We start from the raw sequence: 21,426 nt of genomic DNA on the forward strand, positions 1-21,426 counted from the left end.
CTTGCTTACCCCTTCACCGCCTTCACGATCTTCTCGGCGCCGTCGGAGAGGTTGTCGGCGGCGATCACGTCAACATCGGAGTTGTTGATGATCTCCTTGCCCTTCTCCACGTTGGTGCCTTCGAGGCGCACCACCAGCGGCACCTGAAGGCCGACCTCCTTCACCGCGGCGATGACGCCCTCGGCGATGACGTCGCAGCGCATGATGCCGCCGAAGATGTTCACCAGAATTCCCTTCACGTTGGGGTCGGAGGTGATGATCTTGAAGGCCTCGGTCACCTTCTCCTTGGTTGCGCCGCCGCCCACGTCGAGGAAGTTGGCGGGCTCGGCACCGTAGAGCTTGATGATGTCCATTGTCGCCATGGCAAGGCCCGCGCCGTTCACCATGCAGCCGATTTCACCGTCAAGCGCGATGTAGTTGAGGTCGTACTTGCTCGCCTCAAGCTCCTTCGGGTCTTCTTCGGTGGTGTCGCGCAACTCTGCCACATCCGCCTGCCGGTACATCGCGTTGCCGTCAAAGCCGAGCTTGGCATCCAGCACCTTCAACTCGCCATTGGGCATCAGGATCAGCGGGTTGATCTCCAGCATCTCCATGTCCTTCTCCATGAAGGCCTTGTAGAGAATGCCCATCAGCTTGACGCATTGCTTGACGGCCGCGCCTTCAAGCCCGAGGGCGAAGGCAACGCGGCGGCCGTGGTAGGGCTGGTAGCCTGTGGCCGGATCGACGCTGAAACTCAAGATCTTCTCGGGCGTCGCGGCGGCAACTTCCTCAATGTCCATGCCGCCCTCGGTGGAGCACACGAAAGACACGCGGCTGGTCTGCCGGTCCACCAGCAGAGCAAGGTAGAACTCGGAGGTAATGTCCGAGCCATCCTCGATGTAGATGCGGTTCACCTGCTTGCCCGCCGGGCCGGTCTGGTGGGTGACGAGGGTTTTGCCGAGCATCTTCTTGGCTTCCTCGGCCGCCTCTTCGACCGACTTGGCAAGGCGCACACCGCCCTTTTCGCCAGCAGCGGCTTCCTTGAACGAGCCCTTGCCGCGCCCGCCTGCATGGATTTGCGCCTTCACCACCCAGAGCGGGCCATCGAGCGCTCCGGCGGCAGTCTTGGCCTCATCGGCCTTCAGGACGGCGCGGCCGTCCGAGACCGGGGCGCCGTAGGAGCGAAGCAAGGCCTTCGCCTGATACTCATGGATGTTCATGAAGGTGTTCCTCAAGCTGCGGTTTGTCCTGTCCTTGACACAGGCAGCGCGGCAGGCAAACAAAAATTTCCTGCAATTGCAGGGGTTGGGCAGGATTAATGCGTTTTGTGATCACAGCCGAGAATTGTGTGATCACAAGTTAACAAGCTGCTAACGCTACCATGAGAATCACCCCGCCCGGCCCGCACCGGGGCTGGCCAGAGCCCGAGCGGGGCGATATGCATAACCACATGAACACGACCCCGAAAGCAGAGGCCTCGCCCGCAGGCAAACCAGGCCGCACCCCCAGCTTTGCCGTTACGGCCACCGTTCGGGAGCCCGCCGAACTGGTGCTGGCCTTCGTCGCGCACCACCTCGAACTCGGCGCCAAGAAGATCATCATCTATCTCGATGATCCCGACGATCCCGTGCGCCCGCTTCTGGTAAAAACCCCAAGGGTCAACGCCATTCGCTGCACCGAGGCCTATTGGAACGAAGTCACAAATGGCCGGGGCCGCCCGCCCAACCAGAATGCCCGCCAAGCGGTCAATGCCTCTCAAGCCTATAAAAAGGTGAAGGCCGACTACCTGCTGCACCTCGACGCCGATGAATTCCTGCACATGGCCCGCCCCTTCGCTGAAGAGATCGCGCGGCTGGAGGACGATGACGTCTGGCTCCGTGTGCCCGCGGTCGAACGCTGCTGGCTGGAGGGCGACGCCTCCGACCATATCTTCTCCGGCGTCTTCCGCCATCCGATCAAACAGGCCCCGCTGATTGCCAAGCGGATCTACGGGGAAGAGGTGACGCCGTTTCTGGCCAATGGGCTGGCAGGCTCATCCCACGGCAAGCCGCTGGTGCGCACCGGGCACAAGGTTCAGGTGCAGGTTCACGCTGCCAAGCTGCCGGGCAAGAACAACGGCTGGGCCAAGCACAAAAAGGCGACCGGCCTGCACGTGCTGCACTTCGACGGGCTGACGCCGCTGCATTGGGCCGCAAAAACCCTGCGCTATGCCGAGCAGGGCGATGAGGCCATCGACAAGCTGCTCCACCAAGAGCGCGCCCGGCAGGTCCGTGAGGTGCGAGATAACATTTCCACCATGCCCGAGCTTTTGCGGTTTTTCCGCAAGATCACCGGGCTGACCCCGGATCAATCCCGCGCGCTCACCGAGCATGGCCGCCTTAGCGCCATGAAGATCGACCCAGAAGCGGCGATGCGCCGCGTCTTCCCCGAGGTCGAGGCCGATTTTTCCTTCCGCGCCTTCGATCTGAAGCTAGGCAGCGAGAACGCCAAGCGACTGATGAAGAAAATCGCTGCAAATCAGGCGGCCTGAACGGCTTCAGTACCGCGCGAAGAGACGGCGAAGGCCAGCGGGAATATCGTTGACCAGCAAGCGAATGGCCCCAAGCAAGCCACTGCGCAGAAGCGGCGTGGCGCTCCCGTCATTTCCAAGGGTCCGGTCGGCGGCGATCAAGCGCTTGATGTGGCGGGCATAGCGCGGGCCGCAAACCTCCTCGAGCGTGCGGAGCTCGCGCCGCCTGCGTTGCTTGCGCAGATGCTTGTGAAGGCGGGGCAGGTGCAGAAGGCGGGGCGCAGCGGTGCGTCGCCCCATGGCCTCCAACGCAGTGAATTCGATCAGGTTGTACTCGGTCGGCAGCACGGCCAACCTCAGATCGCTTTGATACAGCAGTTCGCGCAGCACCGGCTGGTCGCGGTCGTATCCGCTTTCAGTCAAGACGGCCTCGATACTCTGCATGAAGGCGCGCGTTTGCGGTGAGGCGCGCAGCCCGATGCAACCCGAGTTAATCTGCGGAAAGGCCGCCGGAATGGCTGCGCGAAATGGCTTTCGGCCCCAGTCGGAGTTGCGGTTCGGCTCATGAGCGGCGGCGATGTCAAAGTGATCGAGCAGGTCGAACACATCCGCCATCGGGGCCGTGCAGATGACGTCGCCGTCCAGATAGATTGAGCGGTCAAAGCGCGAGCGGCGAAGCGCCTCGAACTTGGGGCGAAACCCTGAGGTTTGCAGCATCGTGACCTGCGAAAACACCGATGCGTCACAAGGCACATCGGTGAACAGGTCTATCGGATGGTCGGGATGGTGGCGGCGGATGGTCTCCGCCGCCCGCACCGTCAGCGGGAGGTAGGCCGCACCGCTGACGGCAAAGACGAAACCTTCGTCAGGCAAGCGAGCTGTCGATGCCCTTGCAGGCCTCGACAAGGCCCTTCACGGCTTCAACCGACTTGTCGAACATCACTTGCTCTTCCTTGTTGAGCTTGATGTCCACAACCTTCTCGATGCCACCAGCACCGATGACGGTCGGCACGCCAACATACATGTCTTTCACGCCAATCTCGCCGTCACAATAGGCCGCACAGGGCAGCACGCGCTTCTGGTCTTTCAGGTAGGCCTCGGCCATCTCGATGGCGGAGGTGGCCGGGGCGTAATAGGCCGAGCCGGTCTTCAGCAGGCCAACGATTTCGGCGCCGCCGTCACGGGTGCGCTGGATGATCGCGTCGAGCTTCTCCTGCGTGGTCCAGCCCATGTCCACGAGGTCCGGCAGCGGGATGCCGGCAACGGTGGAGTAGCGGGCGGAGGGTACCATGGTGTCGCCGTGGCCACCGAGCACGAAGGCGGTGACGTCTTTCATCGACACGCCAAATTCGAGGCTCAGGAAGTGGCGGAAGCGGGCGGAGTCAAGCACACCAGCCATGCCGCAAACCTTGTTGGCGGGCAGGCCACTGAATTTCTGCAGTGCCCAAACCATCGCGTCGAGCGGGTTGGTGATGCAGATCACGAAGGCGTCGGGCGCGTGGGCGGCGATGCCCTCACCGACCGACTTCATCACCTTGAGGTTGATGCCGAGCAGGTCGTCGCGGCTCATGCCGGGCTTGCGCGGCACACCGGCGGTGACGATGCAGACGTCGGCGCCGGCAATGGCGGCGTAATCGGTTGTGCCCGAAAGCGCGGCGTCAAAGCCTTCGCTCGGGCCGCTTTCGGCGATGTCGAGCGCTTTGCCCTGCGGCACACCATCGGCGATGTCAAAGAGGACAACGTCCCCAAGTTCCTTCATTGCGGCAAGGTGGGCGAGCGTGCCGCCGATCTGTCCCGAGCCGATAAGTGCGATCTTCGGTCTGGCCATTATGGGTCGTCCCTCATTGGTGACATGAAATCTCGCCACGCCTAGCCAATGGCTTGCGGGCGTGCAAGGCTGCAATGCAGCAAACATGCCGCACCTGCACATGGGGCACGGGCGGAAAGGCTAGAAGATGCAAGGAGTTGGCAGGCATGTGGCCTGATCCATGGGTGATGGCCGTGGCGGTGCCCGCGGTGATGTTTGCAGGCATTTCCAAGGGCGGTTTCGGCTCCGGCGCGGCCTTCGCTGCGGCCCCGATTCTCGCCCTTGCGATTGATCCGCGCATGGCCGTCGGGTTGTTGCTGCCGCTGCTCATGCTGATTGACGTTTTTACGCTCAAGAGCTTCTGGAAACAGTGGCATACCCCCTCCGCATGGGCCCTCTGCCTTGGCAGCCTGCCGGGTATCGCGCTGGCGATCTGGCTTTTTCAGGTTGCCAATGCCGATACCTTCCGCCTGCTGATCGGGGCCATTGCGATCCTTTTCGTAGCCTATCAACTGGCCCGGTCGTGGGGTCTGCTCAAAATTCCCGACCGTCCGTTCGATCCCGTCACCGGAGGGGCGGCAGGGGCGGTTGCAGGCTTCACCAGCTTCCTCAGCCACGCGGGCGGCCCGCCCGTCGCGGTGTTCCTCTTGGCCCAGGGGATGGGCAAGACAACCTATCAGGCGACGTCCGTCATCGTGTTCTGGGCGATCAACCTGCTCAAGTTCATCCCCTACGCGGCGCTCGGCGTTTTCACCAAAGAGACCGTGGTGCTCGATCTCTGGTTGGCCCCCGCCGCCGTGCTTGGCGCATGGCTCGGGGTGAAGGCGCATCACGTGGTGCCCGAAAAGCCGTTCTTTGCCCTCACCTACGTGATGCTCCTGCTCACCGGCGGCAAGCTGATCTGGGACGCGCTGACCTGAGGCCAGCGCTTCCGCGCGGTATCAGGCGTCTTTCTCACCCGCAGGGATCAGCGCCTCTTCCACCAGTTCAAAGGCCTTGCCCGAGGCGACGAGGCAGGTGATGCCGCTCGGCATGGTCACAACCACCGTCCAGGTGCCGCTTTCCAGGTTGGCGAAGGTCTCGACAACCTGATTGTTGGCGCCCAGCCCAATGGCTTGGCGGCTCTCGCCATAACCATCGGCGAGGCGGGCAACCACCTTTTCACGGTTGGCGCAGTTGCGGTTTTGAGCCTCGGCCCCGGAGGCGGCGAGGCAGGCAAAGCCCGCGGCGATAAAGAGAAGTTCTTTCATGGTCCAAACCCTTTTAGACAGCGTGGTCCCATGTCGGGCGTGCCCGGCTTTGCCGGTGGCATGGGTGGCGCATTCGGCGCCGGTCTTGCAAGGTCGGACTGATTATTGCCGTCTGTCTTGGCGGCCCTGCCAAGAACGGCCCTCCAGTCGCCCGACTCGGTCAGAATGCTGCGCCCAAAGTGGTGATCATCTCGTTAACCCTCCGCGACGGTGGCAAAGGCCCTTGTTCGGCAAGACCGAAAGTTGCCATCCTGTCTCAATTTCAGAAATGATCTTGCGCGGCGACGCAGCATTTGGTCTTTCTGCACGTGCAACCCGCCCGGAGAGAATCAATGCCCGCCACACGCCCCTATCGCTCGCTGCTCTATATCCCCGGCTCCAAGCCCCGCGCGCTGGAGAAGGCGGCAACCCTGCCGTGCGATGCCATCATCTTCGACCTTGAAGATGCGGTGACGGCGGACGCCAAGGAGGAAGCGCGCGCGCTGCTGGCCAAGACCCTCCCGACGGCAGACTATGGCCCGCGTGCCCGTATCGTTCGGGTCAACGGCGCAGACACGCAGTGGGGAGCGGCCGACCTTGAGGCCATGTGCAAGCTGGCCCCCGATGCAATCTTGCTGCCCAAGGTCGGCCACGCTGACGAAATCGCCGCCGTAAAGGCGCAACTCGACGCGGCAGGCGCCAGCAACACGAAGATCTGGGCGATGATGGAAACGCCGATGGGCATCTTCAACGCGCTTTCCATCGCGCAGGCCCCGGGCATGGGCGGCTTCGTGATGGGCACCAACGATCTGGCCAAGGAGTTGAACTGCCGCAGCCGCGCGGACCGGCTGCCAATGATGTTCGCCCTCCAGCAATGCCTCATGGCCGCCCGCGCCGCCGGGATCGTGGCGATCGACGGGGTGTATAATGCCTTCAAGGACGACGAGGGCCTGAAGGCCGAATGCGCGCAGGGCCGCGACCTCGGGTTTGACGGCAAAACCCTGATTCACCCCGCGCAGTTGGACATCACCAACGCCGCCTTCGCTCCATCGGATACTGAAATCGACCTCGCACGCCGTCAGATCGCGGCCTATCAAGAGGTCGAGGCGAGCGGGCAGGGGGTGGCGGTGGTCGATGGCCGGATCGTGGAGAACCTGCATATCGAAACCGCCCGTGCCACGCTCGCCAAGGCAGAGGCCATTGCAGCGATGGCCGAATGAGGGCAAAGTGAACTCAACGGTTCACTTCCTGAGCATACCCAGATGGCACTCCCGCTCATACTCCTGATCGCCGGCCTTGCGCTCTGGTGGCTCGCCCACCTCTTCAAGCGCATCGCGCCAGAGCGCCGCGCGGCGATGGGCAATGGCGGCAAGGGGGCAATGGCACTGGCCCTCATCGCCTCCGTCGTGCTGATGACCTTCGGCATCCGCATGGCAGATGCCTCACCCGACATCTGGTATCCGCCCTATTGGCTGCGCCACCTCAACAACCTGCTGGTGCTCGTCGCGCTCTATTTCACCTCGCCCGGCCCCTCCAAAGGCGCGCTCTTCTACAAAATGCGCCATCCCATGCTCTGCGGTTTCGCGCTCTGGGCCTTCGCCCACCTGCTGGTCAACGGCGACCTCGCCACCGTGATCCTCTTTGGCGCGCTGCTGATCTGGGCTCTGGTGGAAATGGCGGTCATCAACCGCGCCGAGCCGGAGTGGACGCCGCCGCCAAAAGGCTCCATCGCCAAGGATGCGATGTTCTTTGCCATTTCCATCCTGCTGCTCGGCCTGATCGGCTGGATCCACGGCCTGCTCGGCTACCCTGTGTTTGGATAACTCTATGAAACTCTACCGCTTTCTCACCGAAGACGACACATCGGCCTTCTGCCACAAGGTCACCGCCGCGCTAAACAAGGGCTGGGCGCTGCATGGCGACCCGCAATACAGCTTTGACGCCTCCAACGGTGTGATGCGCTGCGGGCAGGCCGTGACCAAGGAGGTCGAGGGCACCTACACGCCCGATACCAAGCTGGGAGAGCACTGATGGGCAAAACCAACCCGGGCCGGTTCTTTGAAGACTACAGGCTGGGCGAGGTGATCCGCCACGCGGTGCCGCGCACGGTGGCCGAAGGCGAGCGGGCGCTCTACCACGCGCTCTACCCGGCCCGCCATGCCTTGCACTCCTCCGATGTGTTCGCGGCAGATTGCGGGCTGGAAGGCTCGCCGCTGGATGATCTCATCACCTTCCACGTGGTCTTCGGAAAAACCGTGCCCGACATCTCGCTGAACGCCGTGGCCAACCTCGGCTATGCCGAGGGCCGTTGGCTGAAGCCTGTCTATGCGGGGGATACGCTGAGCAGCGAGTCCGAGGTTATCGGGCTCAAACAAAACTCCAACGGCAAGTCTGGCGTGGTCTACGTGCGCACCACCGGGCGCGATCAACTCGGCGAGCCGGTGCTGGAATACGTCCGCTGGGTGATGGTGCGAAAAGGCAAGCTAGACGCCCCCGCACCCGAAACCACGATCCCCGAGCTGGCAAAGGTCGTAGCGCCGCAGGATCTGGTGATCCCCGAAGGTCTCACCTTCGCCGACTACGACTTTATCGCCGCCGGTGAGCCGCACCGTTGGGGTGACTATGCCGAGGGCGAGGTGATCGACCATGTCGACGGAGTTACCATCGAGGAGGCCGAGCACATGCTGGCCACCCGCCTCTGGCAGAACACCGCCAAGGTGCATTTCGATGCTACCAACCGCGAAGACGGCAAGCGGCTGATCTACGGCGGCCACGTGATTTCGCTGACCCGCGCCCTCAGCTTCAACGGGCTGGCCAATGCGCAGATGTTGGTGGCGATCAACGGCGGCGCCCATGCCAACCCCTGCTTCGCGGGTGACACAGTGCGCGCCTGGACAGAGGTGCTCGACACCGCAGCGCTGACCGAGGACATCGGAGCGCTGCGCCTGCGGCTCGTGGCGGTCAAAGGTGCCGAAACCCGGGCCGGTGAGCTAAAGGGCGACGACGGCAAGTACCTCCCCCACGTTCTCCTCGATCTCGACTACTGGGCACTGATCCCGAGGTAGAACCTTAAGCGGTGAGGGCGGTTGAGGAGCGAAGGGCAAAGCCGGGCCAGAACCCGTGGATTTGTGATCACGCGCCGGAAATTCGTGATCACAAGCCAAAGAAAACTCTCTGTTAGCGCCCAAACTCCGACCGTTTTTCATCGGTTTAACCCGTGACTCCCCCGACGAAAAATGCCAATGGAAAGGCGCAGCACGCCCGCACGGCCACCCGCGCGGCACGCCACCCACTGCGCCGCGTCCGGCCACTCGCACCGTGACAGCGCCCAACAGGAGAGCGTTCATGGCAGATATGAACCGGGACCGCCCGCTTTCGCCCTTCATGATCGGCCCGTACTACCGGCCCCAGATCACCTCGATCTCCTCGATCATGGTCCGCATCACCGGCATTGCCTCCTTCGGCACCGCCTTTCTCGTGGTGTGGTGGCTGCTGGCCGCGGCCTTCTCGGAGCCTGCCTTCAACTGGATCAACTGGCTGATGACCAGCTTCATCGGCGATATCATCATGTTCCTCGCCAGCTGGGCGATCTGGTATCACATGCTCGGTCGCCTTCGGCACGTGATCTGGGATTTCGGCTACTGCCTTGAGGTCCCGATCTCCGAAAAGCTCGGCTGGGGCATGTTCATCGGCGCCACCGTTCTGGCGCTCTTCACGGCCATCGTGGTGTAAGGGAGAGAGACGATGAAATTCATCACCGACCGCAAACGCGCCACCGGCCTCGGCTCTGGCTCCGAGGGCACCGCGCACCACTGGAAGATGATGGCAAGCTCGCTGAGCCTCGTGATCCTCGTGCCGCTCTTCGTTTTCATCTTCGGCGCCGGGCTGGGCCGCGGCTTTGACGAGGTGCAGAGCTATTTTGCCAACCCCTTTGTCGCCCTCGCACTGGGCATCGGCCTCACCATGGGGCTGCTGCACATCAAGATGGAGATCGACGAGGCGGTAGAAGACTACGTGCACGGCGTCGCTGGCAAACTGCTGCTGATGGCCGTCGCCGCCGGAACCTGGGTGCTGATCGCCGCCGGTGTTCTGGCGCTGATCAAGCTGGCGCTCTAAGGGGCGGCAATGTCTGAATTTACTGACTACATGCAACTGCAAACCAGCGCCGAGACTCTCTCGGCTCTGGAGGCGCAGATCGTGCAGTCAGTGGGTTCTGCAAGCCTGCCGCTCTACGAACTCTCTGGAGACGCCGGAGAAGACAGAGAGCTGGCAGAGGCTGTCTGGGCCGGGCTCGCCAAGCCGCATTGGATCATGATCGGAACCGACGGCACGCTTGAGCAGCTTGCACAGGCCGGCCCGGCCTATCACCACCTCGTTGAAGAAGACTTCGCCACCTGGTCGGTCACAACCTATTTGGACGGCGAAATCCTGTCTCTCGCCTTCCTCGCCGATCCGGCCAGCTACCGCGAGGCAACACTGAGATACGCCGCAACGCAGGTTTACGATCCCGCGCAGCACGGCGAAGAACTGGCACGCCTGGCGCGCTACTTCGGGGTCGACAGCGCCGCGCTTCACTCCACATTCCTGCCAGACGGCGGCGAAAGCTTCAGCGCCCTCATCGGCGCCCGCTACGAACAGATGGAAGACCTCAGCTCCCCCGACCTCGCTCCGGGGCAGGTGGAGCTGGGTGTGCTCTCATGGTTCGAATAGTAGAAACAACCTGACGCGAAAGCGCCCGAGACAACCGCAAGGACGAGACCATGGCAGCTTACGAATACGAGACGCACACCTATGACGTGGTGGTTGTGGGCGCAGGCGGCTCTGGCCTGCGAGCAACCCTCGGCATGGCCGAGCAGGGGCTGAAAACCGCCTGTGTCACCAAGGTCTTCCCGACCCGCTCGCACACCGTGGCGGCGCAGGGTGGCATTGCCGCGAGCCTCTCCAACATGGGCCCCGACCACTGGCAGTGGCACATGTATGACACCGTGAAGGGTTCCGATTGGCTGGGCGACACCGACGCGATGGAATATCTCGCCCGCGAGGCGCCCAAGGCGGTTTACGAGCTGGAGCACTACGGCGTGCCCTTCTCCCGTACCGAGGAAGGCAAGATCTACCAGCGCCCCTTCGGCGGCCACACCACCGAGTTTGGCGAGGGCCCGCCCGTGCAGCGCACCTGCGCCGCCGCCGACCGCACCGGCCATGCGATCCTGCACACGCTCTACGGCCAGTCGCTCAAGCACAACGCCGAATTCTACATCGAATATTTCGCCATCGACCTCATCATGGGCGATGACGGCGCCTGCCAGGGGGTGGTCTGCTGGAAGCTCGATGACGGCACCATTCACGTGTTCCGCGCCAAAATGGTAGTGCTGGCCACCGGCGGTTATGGCCGCGCCTACTTCTCCGCCACCTCCGCCCACACCTGCACCGGCGACGGCGGCGGCATGGCCGCCCGCGCTGGGCTGCCGCTTCAAGACATGGAGTTCGTCCAGTTCCACCCCACCGGCATCTACGGCTCCGGCTGCCTCATCACCGAGGGCGCGCGCGGCGAGGGCGGTTATCTGACCAACTCCGAGGGCGAGCGCTTCATGGAGCGCTATGCGCCCACCTACAAGGATCTCGCCTCGCGTGACGTCGTCAGCCGCTGCATGACGATGGAAATCCGCGAGGGCAGGGGCGTGGGTAAGGAGAAAGATCACATCTTCCTCCACCTCAACCACCTGCCGCCTGAAACCTTGGCCGAGCGTCTGCCCGGCATCTCCGAGAGCGCCCGCATCTTCGCCGGGGTCGATCTGACGAAAGAGCCGATCCCGGTGCTCCCCACCGTGCACTACAACATGGGCGGCATCCCGACGAACTACTGGGGCGAGGTGCTGAACCCCACGGCGGATGACCCCGATGCCATCGCGCCCGGCCTCATGGCCGTGGGCGAAGCGGGCTGTGCCTCGGTGCATGGCGCCAACCGCCTCGGCTCCAACTCGCTGATCGACCTCGTGGTATTCGGCCGCGCCGCCGCGATCCGCGCCGCAAAGGTGGTGGACCCGGCCAGCGCCAACCCCGACCTCAACACCGCCTCCGTCGACGCCGCGCTCGACCGCTTCGACAAGCTGCGCCACGCCGATGGCTCCATCTCCACTGCCGATCTGCGCGACGAGATGCAGCGCACCATGCAGGCCGATGCGGCGGTGTTCCGCACCGACAAGACGCTGGCCGAAGGCGTGGAGAAGATGAAGGCCGTGGCCGCCAAGATGGACGACATCAAGGTGACCGACCGCTCCCTCATCTGGAACTCCGACCTGATGGAAACGCTGGAGCTGACCAACCTCATGCCCAACGCGCTCGCCACCATCGTCGGCGCCGAGGCCCGCAAGGAAAGCCGCGGGGCCCACGCCCACGAGGATTACCCCGACCGTGACGACAACGAGTGGCGCAAGCACTCCCTCGCCACCGTCGAGGGCAACGAGGTAAACCTCAGCTACCGCCCCGTGCACCTCGACCCGCTCTCCAAGCACGAAGACGGCGGCATCGATCTCAAGAAGATCGCCCCCAAGGCGCGGGTCTATTGAGGCATTCGTGATGGGGCAGGGCACCATATCCCGGTGGGCGGCATGATCGTCGCCAACCTCGCCACCTATCCGCCGCGCGAGAGCAACCTCGCTGATGTGGTCGCGGCCATCCTGCCGCAGGTCAACCGGTTGAATATTGTGCTCAACCAGTATGACGCCCCGCTGGAGGCCTTCGCGGGCGAGGAAAAGATCGCCCAGATCATCCCCGATGAAGACCAGAAGGATGTGGGCAAGTTCTATCCCGATGTGAGCGGGGCCGACTGGGTGTTCATGATCGACGACGACATGATCTACCCGCCCGATTTCGTGGCCAACTCCATCGCCGCGATGGAGGCGCTTGGGCCCGGCAAGTATCTGGGCGGCTATCACGGCTCACTCTACTACGAGCCGCAGTTCAGCCTCGCGCCCAGCAAGCTGCTGAAATACCTGCGCTACAAGCCCGTCAACATCGCCGACTACCGCAAACCCTTCCGCTTCTACGAAACGCTGGAAAAGCCCACGGTGGTCGACCAGATCGCCACCAATGCGGCGGTGATGCGCGGCGAGGACTTTCCGCTGCACAGCTACATGTCGGGCAGCCAGAAGTTCGTCGACGTGCGGCTGGCCCGCTGGTGCTTCGAGCGCGGCATTACCCCCGTCTGCCTGCCCCGCGCTGCCGGATGGCTGGGCGAGGTGCGCTTTGAAGAAACCATCTTCCGTGGCTTCACCCGCCAGAACCCGCCCCACGTGGCCGAGGAAATCTGGACCTACGCGCTCAAGGTGCAGGGCCGTGGCCAACCGGTGGAGGCCGCCCGTTGATGGCCCGCCTCATGTGCTTTGCCACCCACCACAAGTCCGGCACCGTCTGGATGCGCCGTACGATTCAGGCCATGGGTTGGGCGTTCGATCTCGATTGGCACGGCATCTGGCGCGACGAGGCGATGTGGAAAGTGCCCGCCGAGGGCCGTGCCTTCCTCGTCAACTGGGCGGGCTACTTCCCGCCTGACCTCTGGGCGCGAGACGACGTTGCCTTTGTCCATGTCATCCGCGACCCGCGAGACATCATGCTTTCGGGCTGCGTCTATCACCACTTTGCCGCCAAGCAGGGCGAGAAATGGCTGCATGAGCCGCGCGAGGAACTCGGCGGCAAGAGCTACCAGCAGCACCTGAACGCGCTACAAGACGACGAGGCCAAGCTGCTCTTCGAGATGGACGGCAAGCACCGCGAAACCGTGGAAGAAATGCGCGCCTGGCCCTGGGGTGATCCGCGCGTCTTCGAATTGAAGTACGAAGACCTCATCGAAGATACCGATTGCGCCCTCTTCGGCGCTGCGATGGCCCACCTCGGGCTTGAGGGCGACGAGCTGGAAACCGCCAAAAAGGCCTTCTGGGAGCAGTCGCTCTTTGGCGGAATGGCCAAGATCGATGACCGCCCCCGCCACCTCATGGGCCATGTCGCAAGCGAAGGGGCGCTCAAGCGGTGGCAAACCGAGTTGCCGCCCGCCGTGGCGCAGGTTTACGCTGAGCGCTACGGGGCCGACCTTGCCGCGCTGGGCTACGAGGCTGATGACAGCTGGCTTGCGCGGCTTCAGGCCCCGGCTCCTGCCGAGCCGCACGAAAGGGCCCACCCATGATCCTCCGCGCCATCCTTCCGCTGATGCTCCTGCTCGCCGCCTGCGACGCCAACCCCGTCGACATCGTCGCGCGGGAGGCGGCCAAGAGCGTGGTGCGCCCCATCGTGCAGGAAAAGCTGCCCGGCGTGCCGCCCGATCTGGTGACCGAATGCCTGATCGACAACATGAGCGCGGGCGAAATCTCGACGCTGGCGCAGGAGGCCGCCACCGGCATCTCGCCGCGCTCGACCGAAATCGTTGTGGCCACCGCCCAACGCCCCGAAGCTATCAATTGTATCACGCGGGAAGGTCTCCCGCTGATCCTGAACGGATAGGAGCCTGACCCATGGTCCAGCTGACACTGCCCAAGAACTCCCGCATCACCACCGGCAAGACCTGGCCGAAGCCCGAAGGGGCGACCAATGTGCGGAAGTTCCAGATCTACCGCTACGATCCGGACTCGGGCAATAACCCGGCGGTCGATACCTATTTCATCGACATGGACCAATGCGGCCCGATGGTTCTGGACGCGCTGATCAAGATCAAGAACGAGATCGACCCCACGCTCACCTTCCGCCGCTCCTGCCGCGAGGGCATCTGCGGTTCCTGCGCGATGAACATCGACGGCATCAACACGCTGGCCTGCATCTATGGCATGGACGAGATCAAGGGCGACGTGAAGATCTACCCGCTACCGCATATGCCGGTGGTCAAGGATCTCATCCCCGACCTCACCCATTTCTACGCCCAGCACGCCTCGATCATGCCCTGGCTGGAAACCAAGACGCAGCGCCCCGAGAAGGAGTGGAAGCAAAGCATCGAAGACCGCAAGAAGCTCGACGGCCTCTATGAATGCGTGATGTGCGCCTCCTGCTCCACCGCCTGCCCGAGCTACTGGTGGAACTCCGATCGCTACCTCGGCCCCGCCGCGCTGCTCCACGCCTATCGCTGGATCATCGACAGCCGTGACGAGGCCACCGGCGAGCGGCTGGACGAGCTGGAAGACCCCTTCAAGCTCTACCGCTGCCACACCATCATGAACTGCGCCAAGACCTGCCCCAAGGGCCTGAACCCGGCCAAGGCCATCGCGCATATCAAGAAGATGATGGTCGAGCGGGTGGTGTGATGCGCCTTGCCGTCAGCGCCGTGGGGCGTGGTAAGGGCACGGCCCGCACCACTCCCGTGGCGCCGGCGGTTGCGTCTTTCGTCTAACGCGCCGTGATGCTCTGGCTCCTTGCCTGCGCCGTCGTGGCATGGCTCGCCGGAGCAGCCGGTTGGCTTTGGTTCTGTGCCGGGCTGCGCCATCAAGGCGCGCGGGGCAGGGCAGGGCGCATCGCTGTTCAACTCTCAGGCTTTGCCCTGCTGGCAGGCACAATGGCCGGAAGCCCCCTGATCGCGCTTGCCGGCGCCGCCTTCCCTCCCTCCGCGCTCTTTCTGATGGGCCGCATCCTGCGTGCCCCTGCGCTCGCCGCCGAGCTGGCACCTTGGGCGCTCGGTGGCTTTCTCCTCGCTGGCCTGGGCGGTTTGCTCTTTCTCAAATGGCGCGGTGCCCGCCCCGTTTGGGCATTGGGTGTCGCGCTGCTTGCGGGCACTTTGGCGATGGTCGTCGCAGGAGAGCTAACAAGCCGCCGGGCGATGTGTGCCGAAGCGGCCAAGCATGGAGCCACTGCCTTCATGCGCAACAGTTTTTCGTGGAGCCTGCGCCACCCGAGGCGCGAGTATAACTTCGAGGTCCACGCGCTGTCTCAGCAAGATGATGTTACCCGGGTCTGGAGCTACCAGCACATGCGTTGGGACGTGATCCCGCCGACAGTCTCGCAAAACATAGACGCGCCGCCGCACCGCATGGTCTGCCCGCGCCAGCCCTGAGCGCGCAAGTCAGTGCCGCATTGCCTCTTCGCGCGAAAATGGCTGACGGCCCCGAAACTCGGCAGGCACCAGCGCGTCCACCGCGTCGCCCTCCGCCTGCCAGCGCCAGCCGCGCCAGTCGTGGGTAAAGATCAGGTCTTCCCGTTCAATCTCGGTGGTGGTCTTTTTCAGCTTGCCCAAAACGCCCGGATGGGTGGGAGAGGCAACGCCGATGGTAAAGGCCATTTGGCAATTGAAGGCATCTTCCCGCAGCCGTTTGCAGGCCCCGCGAAAGTCGCTGTAGGTCACACAAATCTCGACCTCGGGAAATTTGCGCAGGTTGGAGCGAAAGCCAGAAGGGCAGTTGTTCGTCGGATACTGCTTGTTCAGGGCGTTGAGAAAGCCGCGTTTCAAGTCGCCCGAATGTGGCTCGGGGCTGATGAGCTTGGCCGTTGCGTAGGCCGGGATCACCTTGGCGGGTACCTCCGGCGGGGCGTCGACAGGCCCGGACAAAAAAATTGCGGAGAGGACGGAACCAAGTGCGGGCAGAAGCATTATACCTCCGTTGACTGCCATTCGGGTGTTGGGTCGTACGTGCTCAACTCCACCCTAGACTGCTGTCTTCCGCCCTGTCATCCCCCTGTTACCTTGAAATCCAGTTAATGCCCGCCGATTGCGCGGCCTGCTGCGCCCGTGCCCTTTCACTGGGCGCAACTGTCTGCTTACATTCACGCCGAGCAGTCACAATCCCCTGAGCCCCATCATGAGCACACAAGAGCCCGATTATGCCGAGGCCGCCCGCGCGGTGCCGCCGGTCATTTGCTATTCGCCGCACAGCCTGCCGCAGCCGGACCTTGGGCTATACAGCCGTGCCCGCGCGCAGGCCCGCAAAACCGGCGAAGAGCTTGTGCCGCCCCGCGAGGCGCGCTGCATTCCGGTGCGGGCCGGCCAGTTCCTGCGCATTTCCTGTCCGGAGGGCGGGCAGGTGGGCGATTTGAATCTGTGGAACCTCGCCAATCTTTCCGAGCGCTTCTACTCGGGCAAAACCCGGGCACTGCATGGCACGCATATCACCACGGGCGATCGCATGTGGTCATCCTTCCCCACGCTTCGTCCCATGGCCACCCTCACCGCCGACAGCCTTGCCTGGTATGGGGCAGATGAATTCGGCGGCCGGGTGCATGATGTCATCGGCACCCGCTGCGACCCCTACACCAACACCCTGCTGACAGGAGGCCAGTACCACCACTGCTGCCACTCCAACCTCACCCGCGCCCTCGCCGCATGGACGGGGGAGGGCATCCAGGGTGCCGAGCCTCTGGTGCACGACGTCCTGAACGTCTTCATGTGCACCGGCTTCACTGCCGACACTGGCCAGTATTTCATGAAGGCCACGCCCGCGCGGCAAGGCGATTACATCGAACTCTTCGCCGAGATCGACCTGCTCGCCGGGCTGTCCGCCTGCCCGGGCGGCGACTGCGGCGCAGAGCACAGCTCTGATACCGCCCAGTGCTACCCGCTCCTTTGCGAGGTGTTCGCCCCGCCGCCCGCCGCACTGGAGGGCTGGCAGAGCCCGCCAGTCAACGGCTACGACCGAACCCACGGTTCGTGAGGGCGGATCGGTGAGCGAAACCCACCGCTAGCAATAGCGCTCAACCCCGATGGTCTGCGCGTCAGAATACCTGTCGCCATGGGCAAACCCTACCGGCAGGATCGCCTCGATCTCGGCATAATCCTCCGCCGTCAGCTCCATCTCTGCGGCGTCCACCCATTCCTGCAAATGCGCGCCCGTGCGCGTGCCGGGGATCGGGATAAGATGATCGCCGCGGCCCAGCACCCAAGCCATCGCCAGCTTCGAGGTCGGCACGCCCCGCCCAGCGGCATAGGCGCGGAAACCGTCCAGCGCCTTCTGGTTATAGCTGCGGTTGGGCTCCTGCCAACGCGGGCTGTTCCGGCGAAAGTCGGTTTCGGCCATGGTCTCGGGGTTAGGCACCGTGTCGCTCAACTCGCCGCGCGCCAGCGGGCTGAAAGGCACAAAAGCCACGCCCAGCTCTTTGCAGGCCTGAATCACACCCATCTCGGGTTGGCGCGACCAGAGCGAATATTCGTTCTGCACCGCCATCACTGGCTTCACCGCATGAGCGCGGCGAATGGTGGCGGGCGCCACTTCGCTCAGCCCGTAGCCCCCAATCAGCCCTTCTTCCATAAACTTGGCCATAGTTTCAGCCAGCTCCTCCACCGGCCGCTCCTGCTCTCGCCGATGGGCGTAGAATAGGCCAACACTGCTCACGCCCAGCCGTTCAAGGCTCTTTTCCAATTCGCTGCGCAGGTGGTCTTCGTCATTGCGATAGTGCCGCGTCGGCTTGGGCACGATAGAGGCTTTGGTGGCAATCACCGGCGTCGCATCGGTGCCCTTCAGCCATTCGCCAATCGCGCTCTCCGACCGGCCCATGCCGTAGATGTTCGCCGTATCCAAAAAGTCGATCCCGGCAGCCCATGCGGTATCAAGGCAGGCGACAGATGTTTCCAGATCGGTTTCGCCAAAAAAACCAGCAAATGACATACAGCCCAAGCCGATTGCCGAAACCTCTGGCCCGTTCGCACCAAGTTTGCGTTTCTTCATTTCTTGAGTCCTTTATTCAGGAAAGGCCGCTTCCAACGCGATTTCGACCATATCGCCGAAAGTCTTTTCGCGCGCATCACTCGGAAGCGCCTCATGGGTTTTCAGATGGTCAGAAACGGTAAGCACGGCAAGCGCCCTGCAACCGTAGCGGGCGGCAAGAGTGTAAAGTTCGGCCGCCTCCATTTCGACGGCCAGAATTCCGTGACGCTCCATTTGCTCGTTCAAATCGGGGCGCTCGTCATAAAACACATCCGACGAATAGATGCCGCCAACATGGGTCGTGATAGATTTCGCCTCCGCTGCCTTGGCCGCTGCGCGCAGCAGGGACCAATCGGCACAGGGCGCGAAGTTCAATTCCCGAAATATCCCGCGCGACGGGGTCGAAAGCGTGCTCGCCGTCATGGCCAGCACCACGTCCCGCACCGCAACGGCCTCCTGCATCGCCCCGCAGGAGCCGATGCGGATGAGCGTTTTCGCTCCATAATCGCGGATCAACTCATTTGCGTAGATCGACAGCGAAGGCATCCCCATGCCGCTGCCCTGGATCGTCACCGCATGGCCGCGCCACGTGCCGGTGAATCCCAGCATGCCGCGCACCTCGTTGATGCACTTGGGTTTTTCAAGGAAGGTTTCTGCTGCCCAACGGGCACGATACGGATCGCCCGGAAGCAAGACCACCTCGGCGATCTCGCCCGGCTTTGCGCCGATATGCACTGTCATGCGCTGTCCCTCTGTCTGTCAGGGGGCGGCTCTTCTGTCCGCCCCGCACAGAAGATGGCTCAGATAGCGAAATCCTCAAGCGACTTTCCCGCCTCAAGGCCCGACTTGATCCAGGCGGGCTGACGGCCGCGCCCAGTCCACGTCTGGCTCTTGTCGTCAGGATTGGCGTACTTCGGCGCGCCTTTCGGGCCCGATGCTTTGGCGCCCTTACGGCCGCGTTTCGCCGCACCGCCGGTCAATTCATCAAGGCTGAACCCATGGGCCAACGCGGCCTTTTCAGCAGCGGCTTTCGCAGCTTTGCGATCTTCTTCGGCAGCCTTTTCCAGTGCCTTTTCGACATCCGCTTTCAGCTTTTCCAGCTCTTTGCGGTTCATCCCCTTGAGGCTTACGGCCATTATGAAACCCTTCCTAGTTGTTCCGGTTATCGTGTGAGTGGTTACGCGGGAACGTTAAATAGCGCCCAAAAATACAGGCAGCCCGCAAGAGCCCACCATAAGCGAATTAAAAATGAATTAAAAGTGTCAGAGTTCCAAGAGCCATTTCGCCCCAGAATTCCGGCCAATCGCCCTCGCGCGGCAATCTCAGGCGGCCGCTTCCTGCGGCTCGGCCAGTGCAACGATATCCATCATGATCCGGTTCAGCTCAAAATCCTTTGGCGTATACACTTGGGAAACGCCCATGTCTTTCAAAGCCTTGGCATCCTCATCCGGAATGATACCGCCCACGATCAGCGGAATATGCGAAAGTCCGGCCTCCCGCATTCTTTCCAGCGTTTCGGTAATGAGCGGCAAATGGCTACCCGAAAGGATCGACAGGCCCACAACATGCGCCTCTTGTTCCTGCGCGGCGGCCACAATCTCTTCGGGCGTCAGGCGAATGCCCTCATAGGCAATATCCATCCCGCAGTCACGCGCGCGGCAGGCAATCTGCTCGGCCCCGTTTGAGTGGCCATCCAGCCCCGGTTTGCCAACGAGAAATTTCAGCCGCCGCCCAAGCCGGTCCGATACCAAGTCAACAGCCTCGCGAATCTCGTCCAGCCCCTCGGTGCGGTTGGATGGCGCCCGCGCCACGCCGGTCGGCCCGCGATACTCGCCAAACACGGCCCGCATCGCACCGGCCCATTCGCCCGTCGTCGCCCCCGCCTTCGCCGCGGCAATCGAGGGCTCCATCACGTTTTCGCCTGCCTGCGCTGCGGCTTTCAGCGCTTCCAGTGCCTTGGCCACGGCCTCGGCGTCCCGGTCCTGGCGCCAGGCCTGGAGCCGCGCAATCTGGTCGGCCTCAACCGCCGGGTCCACCGTCATGATGCCGCCATCCTCGCCCATCAGCGGCGAGGGTTCGCCCTCGGCCCAGCGGTTGACGCCCACCACCACGGTTTCGCCCGTTTCCACCCGGCCCAGCCGCTCGGCATTGCTCTCCACCAGCCGCGCCTTCATGTAATCAATCGCCGCAATCGCGCCGCCCATCCCGTCGAGTTGCGCCAGCTCCGCGCGGGCACCTTCCTTCAGCGCCTCCACCTTGGCATCGACCGCCGGGTTGCCATCAAACAGGTCGCCGTATTCCAGCAGGTCGGTTTCATAGGCCATGATCTGCTGCATCCGGAGCGACCATTGCTGATCCCACGGGCGCGGCAGCCCCAGCGCCTCGTTCCACGCCGGAAGCTGCACCGCCCTTGCCCGCGCCTTCTTGCTCAGCGTCACAGCCAGCATTTCGATGAGAATGCGATAAACGTTATTCTCCGGTTGCTGCTCCGTCAGCCCAAGGCTGTTGACCTGCACGCCATAGCGAAAGCGCCGCATCTTCGGGTCGTCCACCCCGTAGCGCTCCCGGCAGATCTCATCCCAGAGGTCCACGAAGGCGCGCATCTTGCACATCTCGGTCACAAACCGGATGCCCGCGTTCACGAAAAACGAGATCCGCCCCACAAGCACCGGAAAGTCCTTCTCCGGCACCTGCCCCTTCAGCGCATCCAGCACCGCAATCGCCGTAGCCAGCGCGAAGGCCAGCTCCTGCTCCGGCGTCGCCCCCGCCTCTTGCAGGTGGTAGGAACACACGTTCATCGGGTTCCACTTGGGCACATTGGTGTAGCAGTAGGCCGCGACGTCGGTGATGAGCTTCAGCGAGGGCTTGGGCGGGCACACATAAGTGCCACGGCTCAGGTATTCCTTGATGATGTCGTTCTGCACCGTCCCTTGCAGCTTCGACACATCCGCGCCCTGCTCTTCGGCCACCGCGATGTAGAGCGCCAGCAACCACGGCGCGGTCGCGTTGATCGTCATCGAGGTGTTCATCTGCTCCAGCGGAATATCGGCAAACAGCGCCCGCATGTCGCCCAAATGCGCCACCGGCACCCCCACCTTGCCCACTTCGCCCTTGGCGCGCGGATCGTCACTGTCGTAGCCCGTCTGCGTCGGCAGGTCGAAGGCCACCGAAAGGCCGGTCTGCCCCTTGGCGAGGTTGGCGCGGTAAAGCGCGTTGGAGGCGGTGGCAGTGGAGTGCCCGGCATAGGTCCGGAACAGCCATGGGCGGTCTTTTTGCTGCGGTTGCGACATGATG

General features: G+C 63.3%; 25 protein-coding genes. 16 read left to right on the forward strand and 9 right to left on the reverse strand.

Translation table 11 applies throughout. The annotated features are described in order from the left end of the window. Nucleotides 1–5 precede the first annotated feature (5 nt). Nucleotides 6–1,199, reverse strand: a complete 1,194-nt coding sequence (sucC, locus tag FHY55_RS05825) for an ADP-forming succinate--CoA ligase subunit beta (RefSeq protein ID WP_140013284.1) — start codon at nt 1,197–1,199, stop codon at nt 6–8. Nucleotides 1,200–1,360: 161 nt separating this feature from the next. On the opposite strand from sucC, the gene FHY55_RS05830 reads away from it, so the two are divergent. Continuing rightward, complete coding sequence (locus tag FHY55_RS05830) at nt 1,361–2,509, forward strand: glycosyltransferase family 2 protein (protein WP_140013285.1); 1,149 nt, start codon at nt 1,361–1,363, stop codon at nt 2,507–2,509. A 6-nt stretch (nt 2,510–2,515) separates the two neighbouring features. On the opposite strand, the gene FHY55_RS05835 is transcribed toward FHY55_RS05830, so the two are convergent. Beyond that, on the reverse strand, nt 2,516–3,361 hold the full coding sequence (locus FHY55_RS05835) for a putative nucleotide-diphospho-sugar transferase (protein WP_140013286.1): 846 nt from the start codon (nt 3,359–3,361) through the stop codon (nt 2,516–2,518). Next, complete coding sequence (mdh, locus tag FHY55_RS05840; RefSeq protein WP_140013287.1) at nt 3,354–4,316, reverse strand: malate dehydrogenase; 963 nt, start codon at nt 4,314–4,316, stop codon at nt 3,354–3,356. Before mdh ends, FHY55_RS05835 begins: the two co-directional genes overlap by 8 nt. Nucleotides 4,317–4,462: 146 nt before the next feature. On the opposite strand from mdh, the gene FHY55_RS05845 reads away from it, so the two are divergent. Further along, entirely contained in the window at nt 4,463–5,215 is a 753-nt protein-coding gene (locus FHY55_RS05845; RefSeq protein ID WP_140013288.1) for a sulfite exporter TauE/SafE family protein, read from the forward strand. A 21-nt stretch (nt 5,216–5,236) separates the two neighbouring features. On the opposite strand, the gene FHY55_RS05850 is transcribed toward FHY55_RS05845, so the two are convergent. Further along, complete coding sequence (locus tag FHY55_RS05850) at nt 5,237–5,545, reverse strand: hypothetical protein (protein ID WP_140013289.1); 309 nt, start codon at nt 5,543–5,545, stop codon at nt 5,237–5,239. 332 nt (nt 5,546–5,877) lie between these two features. On the opposite strand from FHY55_RS05850, the gene FHY55_RS05855 reads away from it, so the two are divergent. The 13 genes from FHY55_RS05855 (at nt 5,878) to FHY55_RS05915 (ending at nt 15,551) form a co-directional block, all read left to right on the forward strand. Next, the gene (locus FHY55_RS05855) at nt 5,878–6,744 is read left to right on the forward strand and encodes a CoA ester lyase (protein ID WP_140013290.1); all 867 of its coding nucleotides are present in this window, start codon (nt 5,878–5,880) and stop codon (nt 6,742–6,744) included. A gap of 42 nt (nt 6,745–6,786) precedes the next feature. Continuing rightward, on the forward strand, nt 6,787–7,347 hold the full coding sequence (locus tag FHY55_RS05860; RefSeq protein ID WP_140013291.1) for an NnrU family protein: 561 nt from the start codon (nt 6,787–6,789) through the stop codon (nt 7,345–7,347). Between the two features lie 4 nt (nt 7,348–7,351). Continuing rightward, nucleotides 7,352–7,555 carry a DUF1737 domain-containing protein gene (locus FHY55_RS05865; RefSeq protein ID WP_140013292.1) on the forward strand — a complete coding sequence of 68 codons (204 nt, stop codon included), beginning with the start codon at nt 7,352–7,354 and terminating at the stop codon, nt 7,553–7,555. Continuing rightward, the gene (locus FHY55_RS05870) at nt 7,555–8,589 is read left to right on the forward strand and encodes a MaoC family dehydratase (RefSeq protein WP_140013293.1); all 1,035 of its coding nucleotides are present in this window, start codon (nt 7,555–7,557) and stop codon (nt 8,587–8,589) included. The genes FHY55_RS05865 and FHY55_RS05870 overlap by 1 nt, the downstream gene beginning before the upstream one ends. 280 nt (nt 8,590–8,869) lie before the next feature. Next, the gene (sdhC, locus tag FHY55_RS05875; protein WP_140013294.1) at nt 8,870–9,256 is read left to right on the forward strand and encodes a succinate dehydrogenase, cytochrome b556 subunit; all 387 of its coding nucleotides are present in this window, start codon (nt 8,870–8,872) and stop codon (nt 9,254–9,256) included. Between the two features lie 12 nt (nt 9,257–9,268). Beyond that, entirely contained in the window at nt 9,269–9,640 is a 372-nt protein-coding gene (gene sdhD / locus FHY55_RS05880) for a succinate dehydrogenase, hydrophobic membrane anchor protein (RefSeq protein WP_140013295.1), read from the forward strand. 9 nt (nt 9,641–9,649) lie between these two features. Beyond that, nucleotides 9,650–10,234, forward strand: coding sequence for a hypothetical protein (locus FHY55_RS05885; protein ID WP_140013296.1), 585 nt, complete (start codon nt 9,650–9,652; stop codon nt 10,232–10,234). A gap of 50 nt (nt 10,235–10,284) precedes the next feature. Beyond that, nucleotides 10,285–12,090, forward strand: coding sequence for a succinate dehydrogenase flavoprotein subunit (gene sdhA / locus FHY55_RS05890; RefSeq protein ID WP_140013297.1), 1,806 nt, complete (start codon nt 10,285–10,287; stop codon nt 12,088–12,090). Nucleotides 12,091–12,132: 42 nt separating this feature from the next. Further along, nucleotides 12,133–12,888 (forward strand): hypothetical protein, encoded by a 756-nt coding sequence (locus FHY55_RS05895; protein ID WP_140013298.1) that lies wholly within the window; start codon nt 12,133–12,135, stop codon nt 12,886–12,888. After that, nucleotides 12,888–13,703, forward strand: coding sequence for a sulfotransferase domain-containing protein (locus FHY55_RS05900; RefSeq protein ID WP_140013299.1), 816 nt, complete (start codon nt 12,888–12,890; stop codon nt 13,701–13,703). The genes FHY55_RS05895 and FHY55_RS05900 overlap by 1 nt, the downstream gene beginning before the upstream one ends. Beyond that, on the forward strand, nt 13,700–14,017 hold the full coding sequence (locus FHY55_RS05905; RefSeq protein ID WP_140013300.1) for a hypothetical protein: 318 nt from the start codon (nt 13,700–13,702) through the stop codon (nt 14,015–14,017). The genes FHY55_RS05900 and FHY55_RS05905 overlap by 4 nt, the downstream gene beginning before the upstream one ends. Before the next feature lie 11 nt (nt 14,018–14,028). After that, complete coding sequence (locus FHY55_RS05910) at nt 14,029–14,808, forward strand: succinate dehydrogenase iron-sulfur subunit (RefSeq protein WP_140013301.1); 780 nt, start codon at nt 14,029–14,031, stop codon at nt 14,806–14,808. 95 nt (nt 14,809–14,903) lie between these two features. Beyond that, the gene (locus FHY55_RS05915) at nt 14,904–15,551 is read left to right on the forward strand and encodes a hypothetical protein (protein WP_140013302.1); all 648 of its coding nucleotides are present in this window, start codon (nt 14,904–14,906) and stop codon (nt 15,549–15,551) included. A 9-nt stretch (nt 15,552–15,560) separates the two neighbouring features. On the opposite strand, the gene FHY55_RS05920 is transcribed toward FHY55_RS05915, so the two are convergent. After that, nucleotides 15,561–16,085 (reverse strand): hypothetical protein, encoded by a 525-nt coding sequence (locus FHY55_RS05920; RefSeq protein ID WP_210410541.1) that lies wholly within the window; start codon nt 16,083–16,085, stop codon nt 15,561–15,563. A 208-nt stretch (nt 16,086–16,293) separates the two neighbouring features. Between FHY55_RS05920 and FHY55_RS05925 the strand changes: the two genes are divergently transcribed. After that, a complete protein-coding gene (locus tag FHY55_RS05925; RefSeq protein WP_140013304.1) occupies nt 16,294–17,142 on the forward strand; it encodes an urea carboxylase-associated family protein in 849 nt (282 codons plus the stop codon). A 27-nt stretch (nt 17,143–17,169) separates the two neighbouring features. Here the strand turns inward: FHY55_RS05925 and FHY55_RS05930 are convergent, their stop codons facing one another. The 4 genes from FHY55_RS05930 to FHY55_RS05945 all read right to left on the reverse strand — a co-directional run bounded on the left by FHY55_RS05930 (nt 17,170) and on the right by FHY55_RS05945 (nt 21,422). Continuing rightward, complete coding sequence (locus tag FHY55_RS05930; protein ID WP_140013305.1) at nt 17,170–18,153, reverse strand: aldo/keto reductase; 984 nt, start codon at nt 18,151–18,153, stop codon at nt 17,170–17,172. A gap of 12 nt (nt 18,154–18,165) precedes the next feature. Then, nucleotides 18,166–18,873: a purine-nucleoside phosphorylase gene (gene deoD, locus FHY55_RS05935; RefSeq protein ID WP_140013306.1), complete on the reverse strand. Its 708-nt coding sequence runs from the start codon at nt 18,871–18,873 to the stop codon at nt 18,166–18,168. 59 nt (nt 18,874–18,932) lie between these two features. Continuing rightward, the gene (locus tag FHY55_RS05940; protein ID WP_140013307.1) at nt 18,933–19,268 is read right to left on the reverse strand and encodes an H-NS family nucleoid-associated regulatory protein; all 336 of its coding nucleotides are present in this window, start codon (nt 19,266–19,268) and stop codon (nt 18,933–18,935) included. Nucleotides 19,269–19,454: 186 nt separating this feature from the next. Beyond that, entirely contained in the window at nt 19,455–21,422 is a 1,968-nt protein-coding gene (locus FHY55_RS05945) for a protein meaA (RefSeq protein WP_140013308.1), read from the reverse strand. Between the last annotated feature and the right edge of the window lie 4 nt (nt 21,423–21,426).

Origin of the sequence: Oceanicola sp. D3 (assembly GCF_006351965.1) — a bacterium.
Lineage (GTDB): Bacteria > Pseudomonadota > Alphaproteobacteria > Rhodobacterales > Rhodobacteraceae > Vannielia.

Bases quoted from the DNA above. Each gene is read 5' to 3' on its own strand.
- FHY55_RS05870 (WP_140013293.1), top strand. From the start codon at position 7,555: ATGGGCAAAACCAACCCGGGCCGGTTCTTTGAAGACTACAGGCTGGGC.
- FHY55_RS05910 (WP_140013301.1), top strand. From the start codon at position 14,029: ATGGTCCAGCTGACACTGCCCAAGAACTCCCGCATCACCACCGGCAAG.
- sdhD (WP_140013295.1), top strand. From the start codon at position 9,269: ATGAAATTCATCACCGACCGCAAACGCGCCACCGGCCTCGGCTCTGGC.
- sucC (WP_140013284.1), bottom strand. From the start codon at position 1,199: ATGAACATCCATGAGTATCAGGCGAAGGCCTTGCTTCGCTCCTACGGC.
- FHY55_RS05905 (WP_140013300.1), top strand. From the start codon at position 13,700: ATGATCCTCCGCGCCATCCTTCCGCTGATGCTCCTGCTCGCCGCCTGC.
- FHY55_RS05860 (WP_140013291.1), top strand. From the start codon at position 6,787: ATGGCACTCCCGCTCATACTCCTGATCGCCGGCCTTGCGCTCTGGTGG.
- FHY55_RS05830 (WP_140013285.1), top strand. From the start codon at position 1,361: ATGAGAATCACCCCGCCCGGCCCGCACCGGGGCTGGCCAGAGCCCGAG.
- mdh (WP_140013287.1), bottom strand. From the start codon at position 4,316: ATGGCCAGACCGAAGATCGCACTTATCGGCTCGGGACAGATCGGCGGC.
- sdhC (WP_140013294.1), top strand. From the start codon at position 8,870: ATGGCAGATATGAACCGGGACCGCCCGCTTTCGCCCTTCATGATCGGC.
- FHY55_RS05845 (WP_140013288.1), top strand. From the start codon at position 4,463: ATGTGGCCTGATCCATGGGTGATGGCCGTGGCGGTGCCCGCGGTGATG.
- FHY55_RS05915 (WP_140013302.1), top strand. From the start codon at position 14,904: ATGCTCTGGCTCCTTGCCTGCGCCGTCGTGGCATGGCTCGCCGGAGCA.
- FHY55_RS05945 (WP_140013308.1), bottom strand. From the start codon at position 21,422: ATGTCGCAACCGCAGCAAAAAGACCGCCCATGGCTGTTCCGGACCTAT.
- FHY55_RS05930 (WP_140013305.1), bottom strand. From the start codon at position 18,153: ATGAAGAAACGCAAACTTGGTGCGAACGGGCCAGAGGTTTCGGCAATC.
- FHY55_RS05925 (WP_140013304.1), top strand. From the start codon at position 16,294: ATGAGCACACAAGAGCCCGATTATGCCGAGGCCGCCCGCGCGGTGCCG.
- FHY55_RS05895 (WP_140013298.1), top strand. From the start codon at position 12,133: ATGATCGTCGCCAACCTCGCCACCTATCCGCCGCGCGAGAGCAACCTC.
- FHY55_RS05885 (WP_140013296.1), top strand. From the start codon at position 9,650: ATGTCTGAATTTACTGACTACATGCAACTGCAAACCAGCGCCGAGACT.
- FHY55_RS05940 (WP_140013307.1), bottom strand. From the start codon at position 19,268: ATGGCCGTAAGCCTCAAGGGGATGAACCGCAAAGAGCTGGAAAAGCTG.
- FHY55_RS05855 (WP_140013290.1), top strand. From the start codon at position 5,878: ATGCCCGCCACACGCCCCTATCGCTCGCTGCTCTATATCCCCGGCTCC.
- sdhA (WP_140013297.1), top strand. From the start codon at position 10,285: ATGGCAGCTTACGAATACGAGACGCACACCTATGACGTGGTGGTTGTG.
- deoD (WP_140013306.1), bottom strand. From the start codon at position 18,873: ATGACAGTGCATATCGGCGCAAAGCCGGGCGAGATCGCCGAGGTGGTC.
- FHY55_RS05900 (WP_140013299.1), top strand. From the start codon at position 12,888: ATGGCCCGCCTCATGTGCTTTGCCACCCACCACAAGTCCGGCACCGTC.
- FHY55_RS05920 (WP_210410541.1), bottom strand. From the start codon at position 16,085: ATGCTTCTGCCCGCACTTGGTTCCGTCCTCTCCGCAATTTTTTTGTCC.
- FHY55_RS05850 (WP_140013289.1), bottom strand. From the start codon at position 5,545: ATGAAAGAACTTCTCTTTATCGCCGCGGGCTTTGCCTGCCTCGCCGCC.
- FHY55_RS05865 (WP_140013292.1), top strand. From the start codon at position 7,352: ATGAAACTCTACCGCTTTCTCACCGAAGACGACACATCGGCCTTCTGC.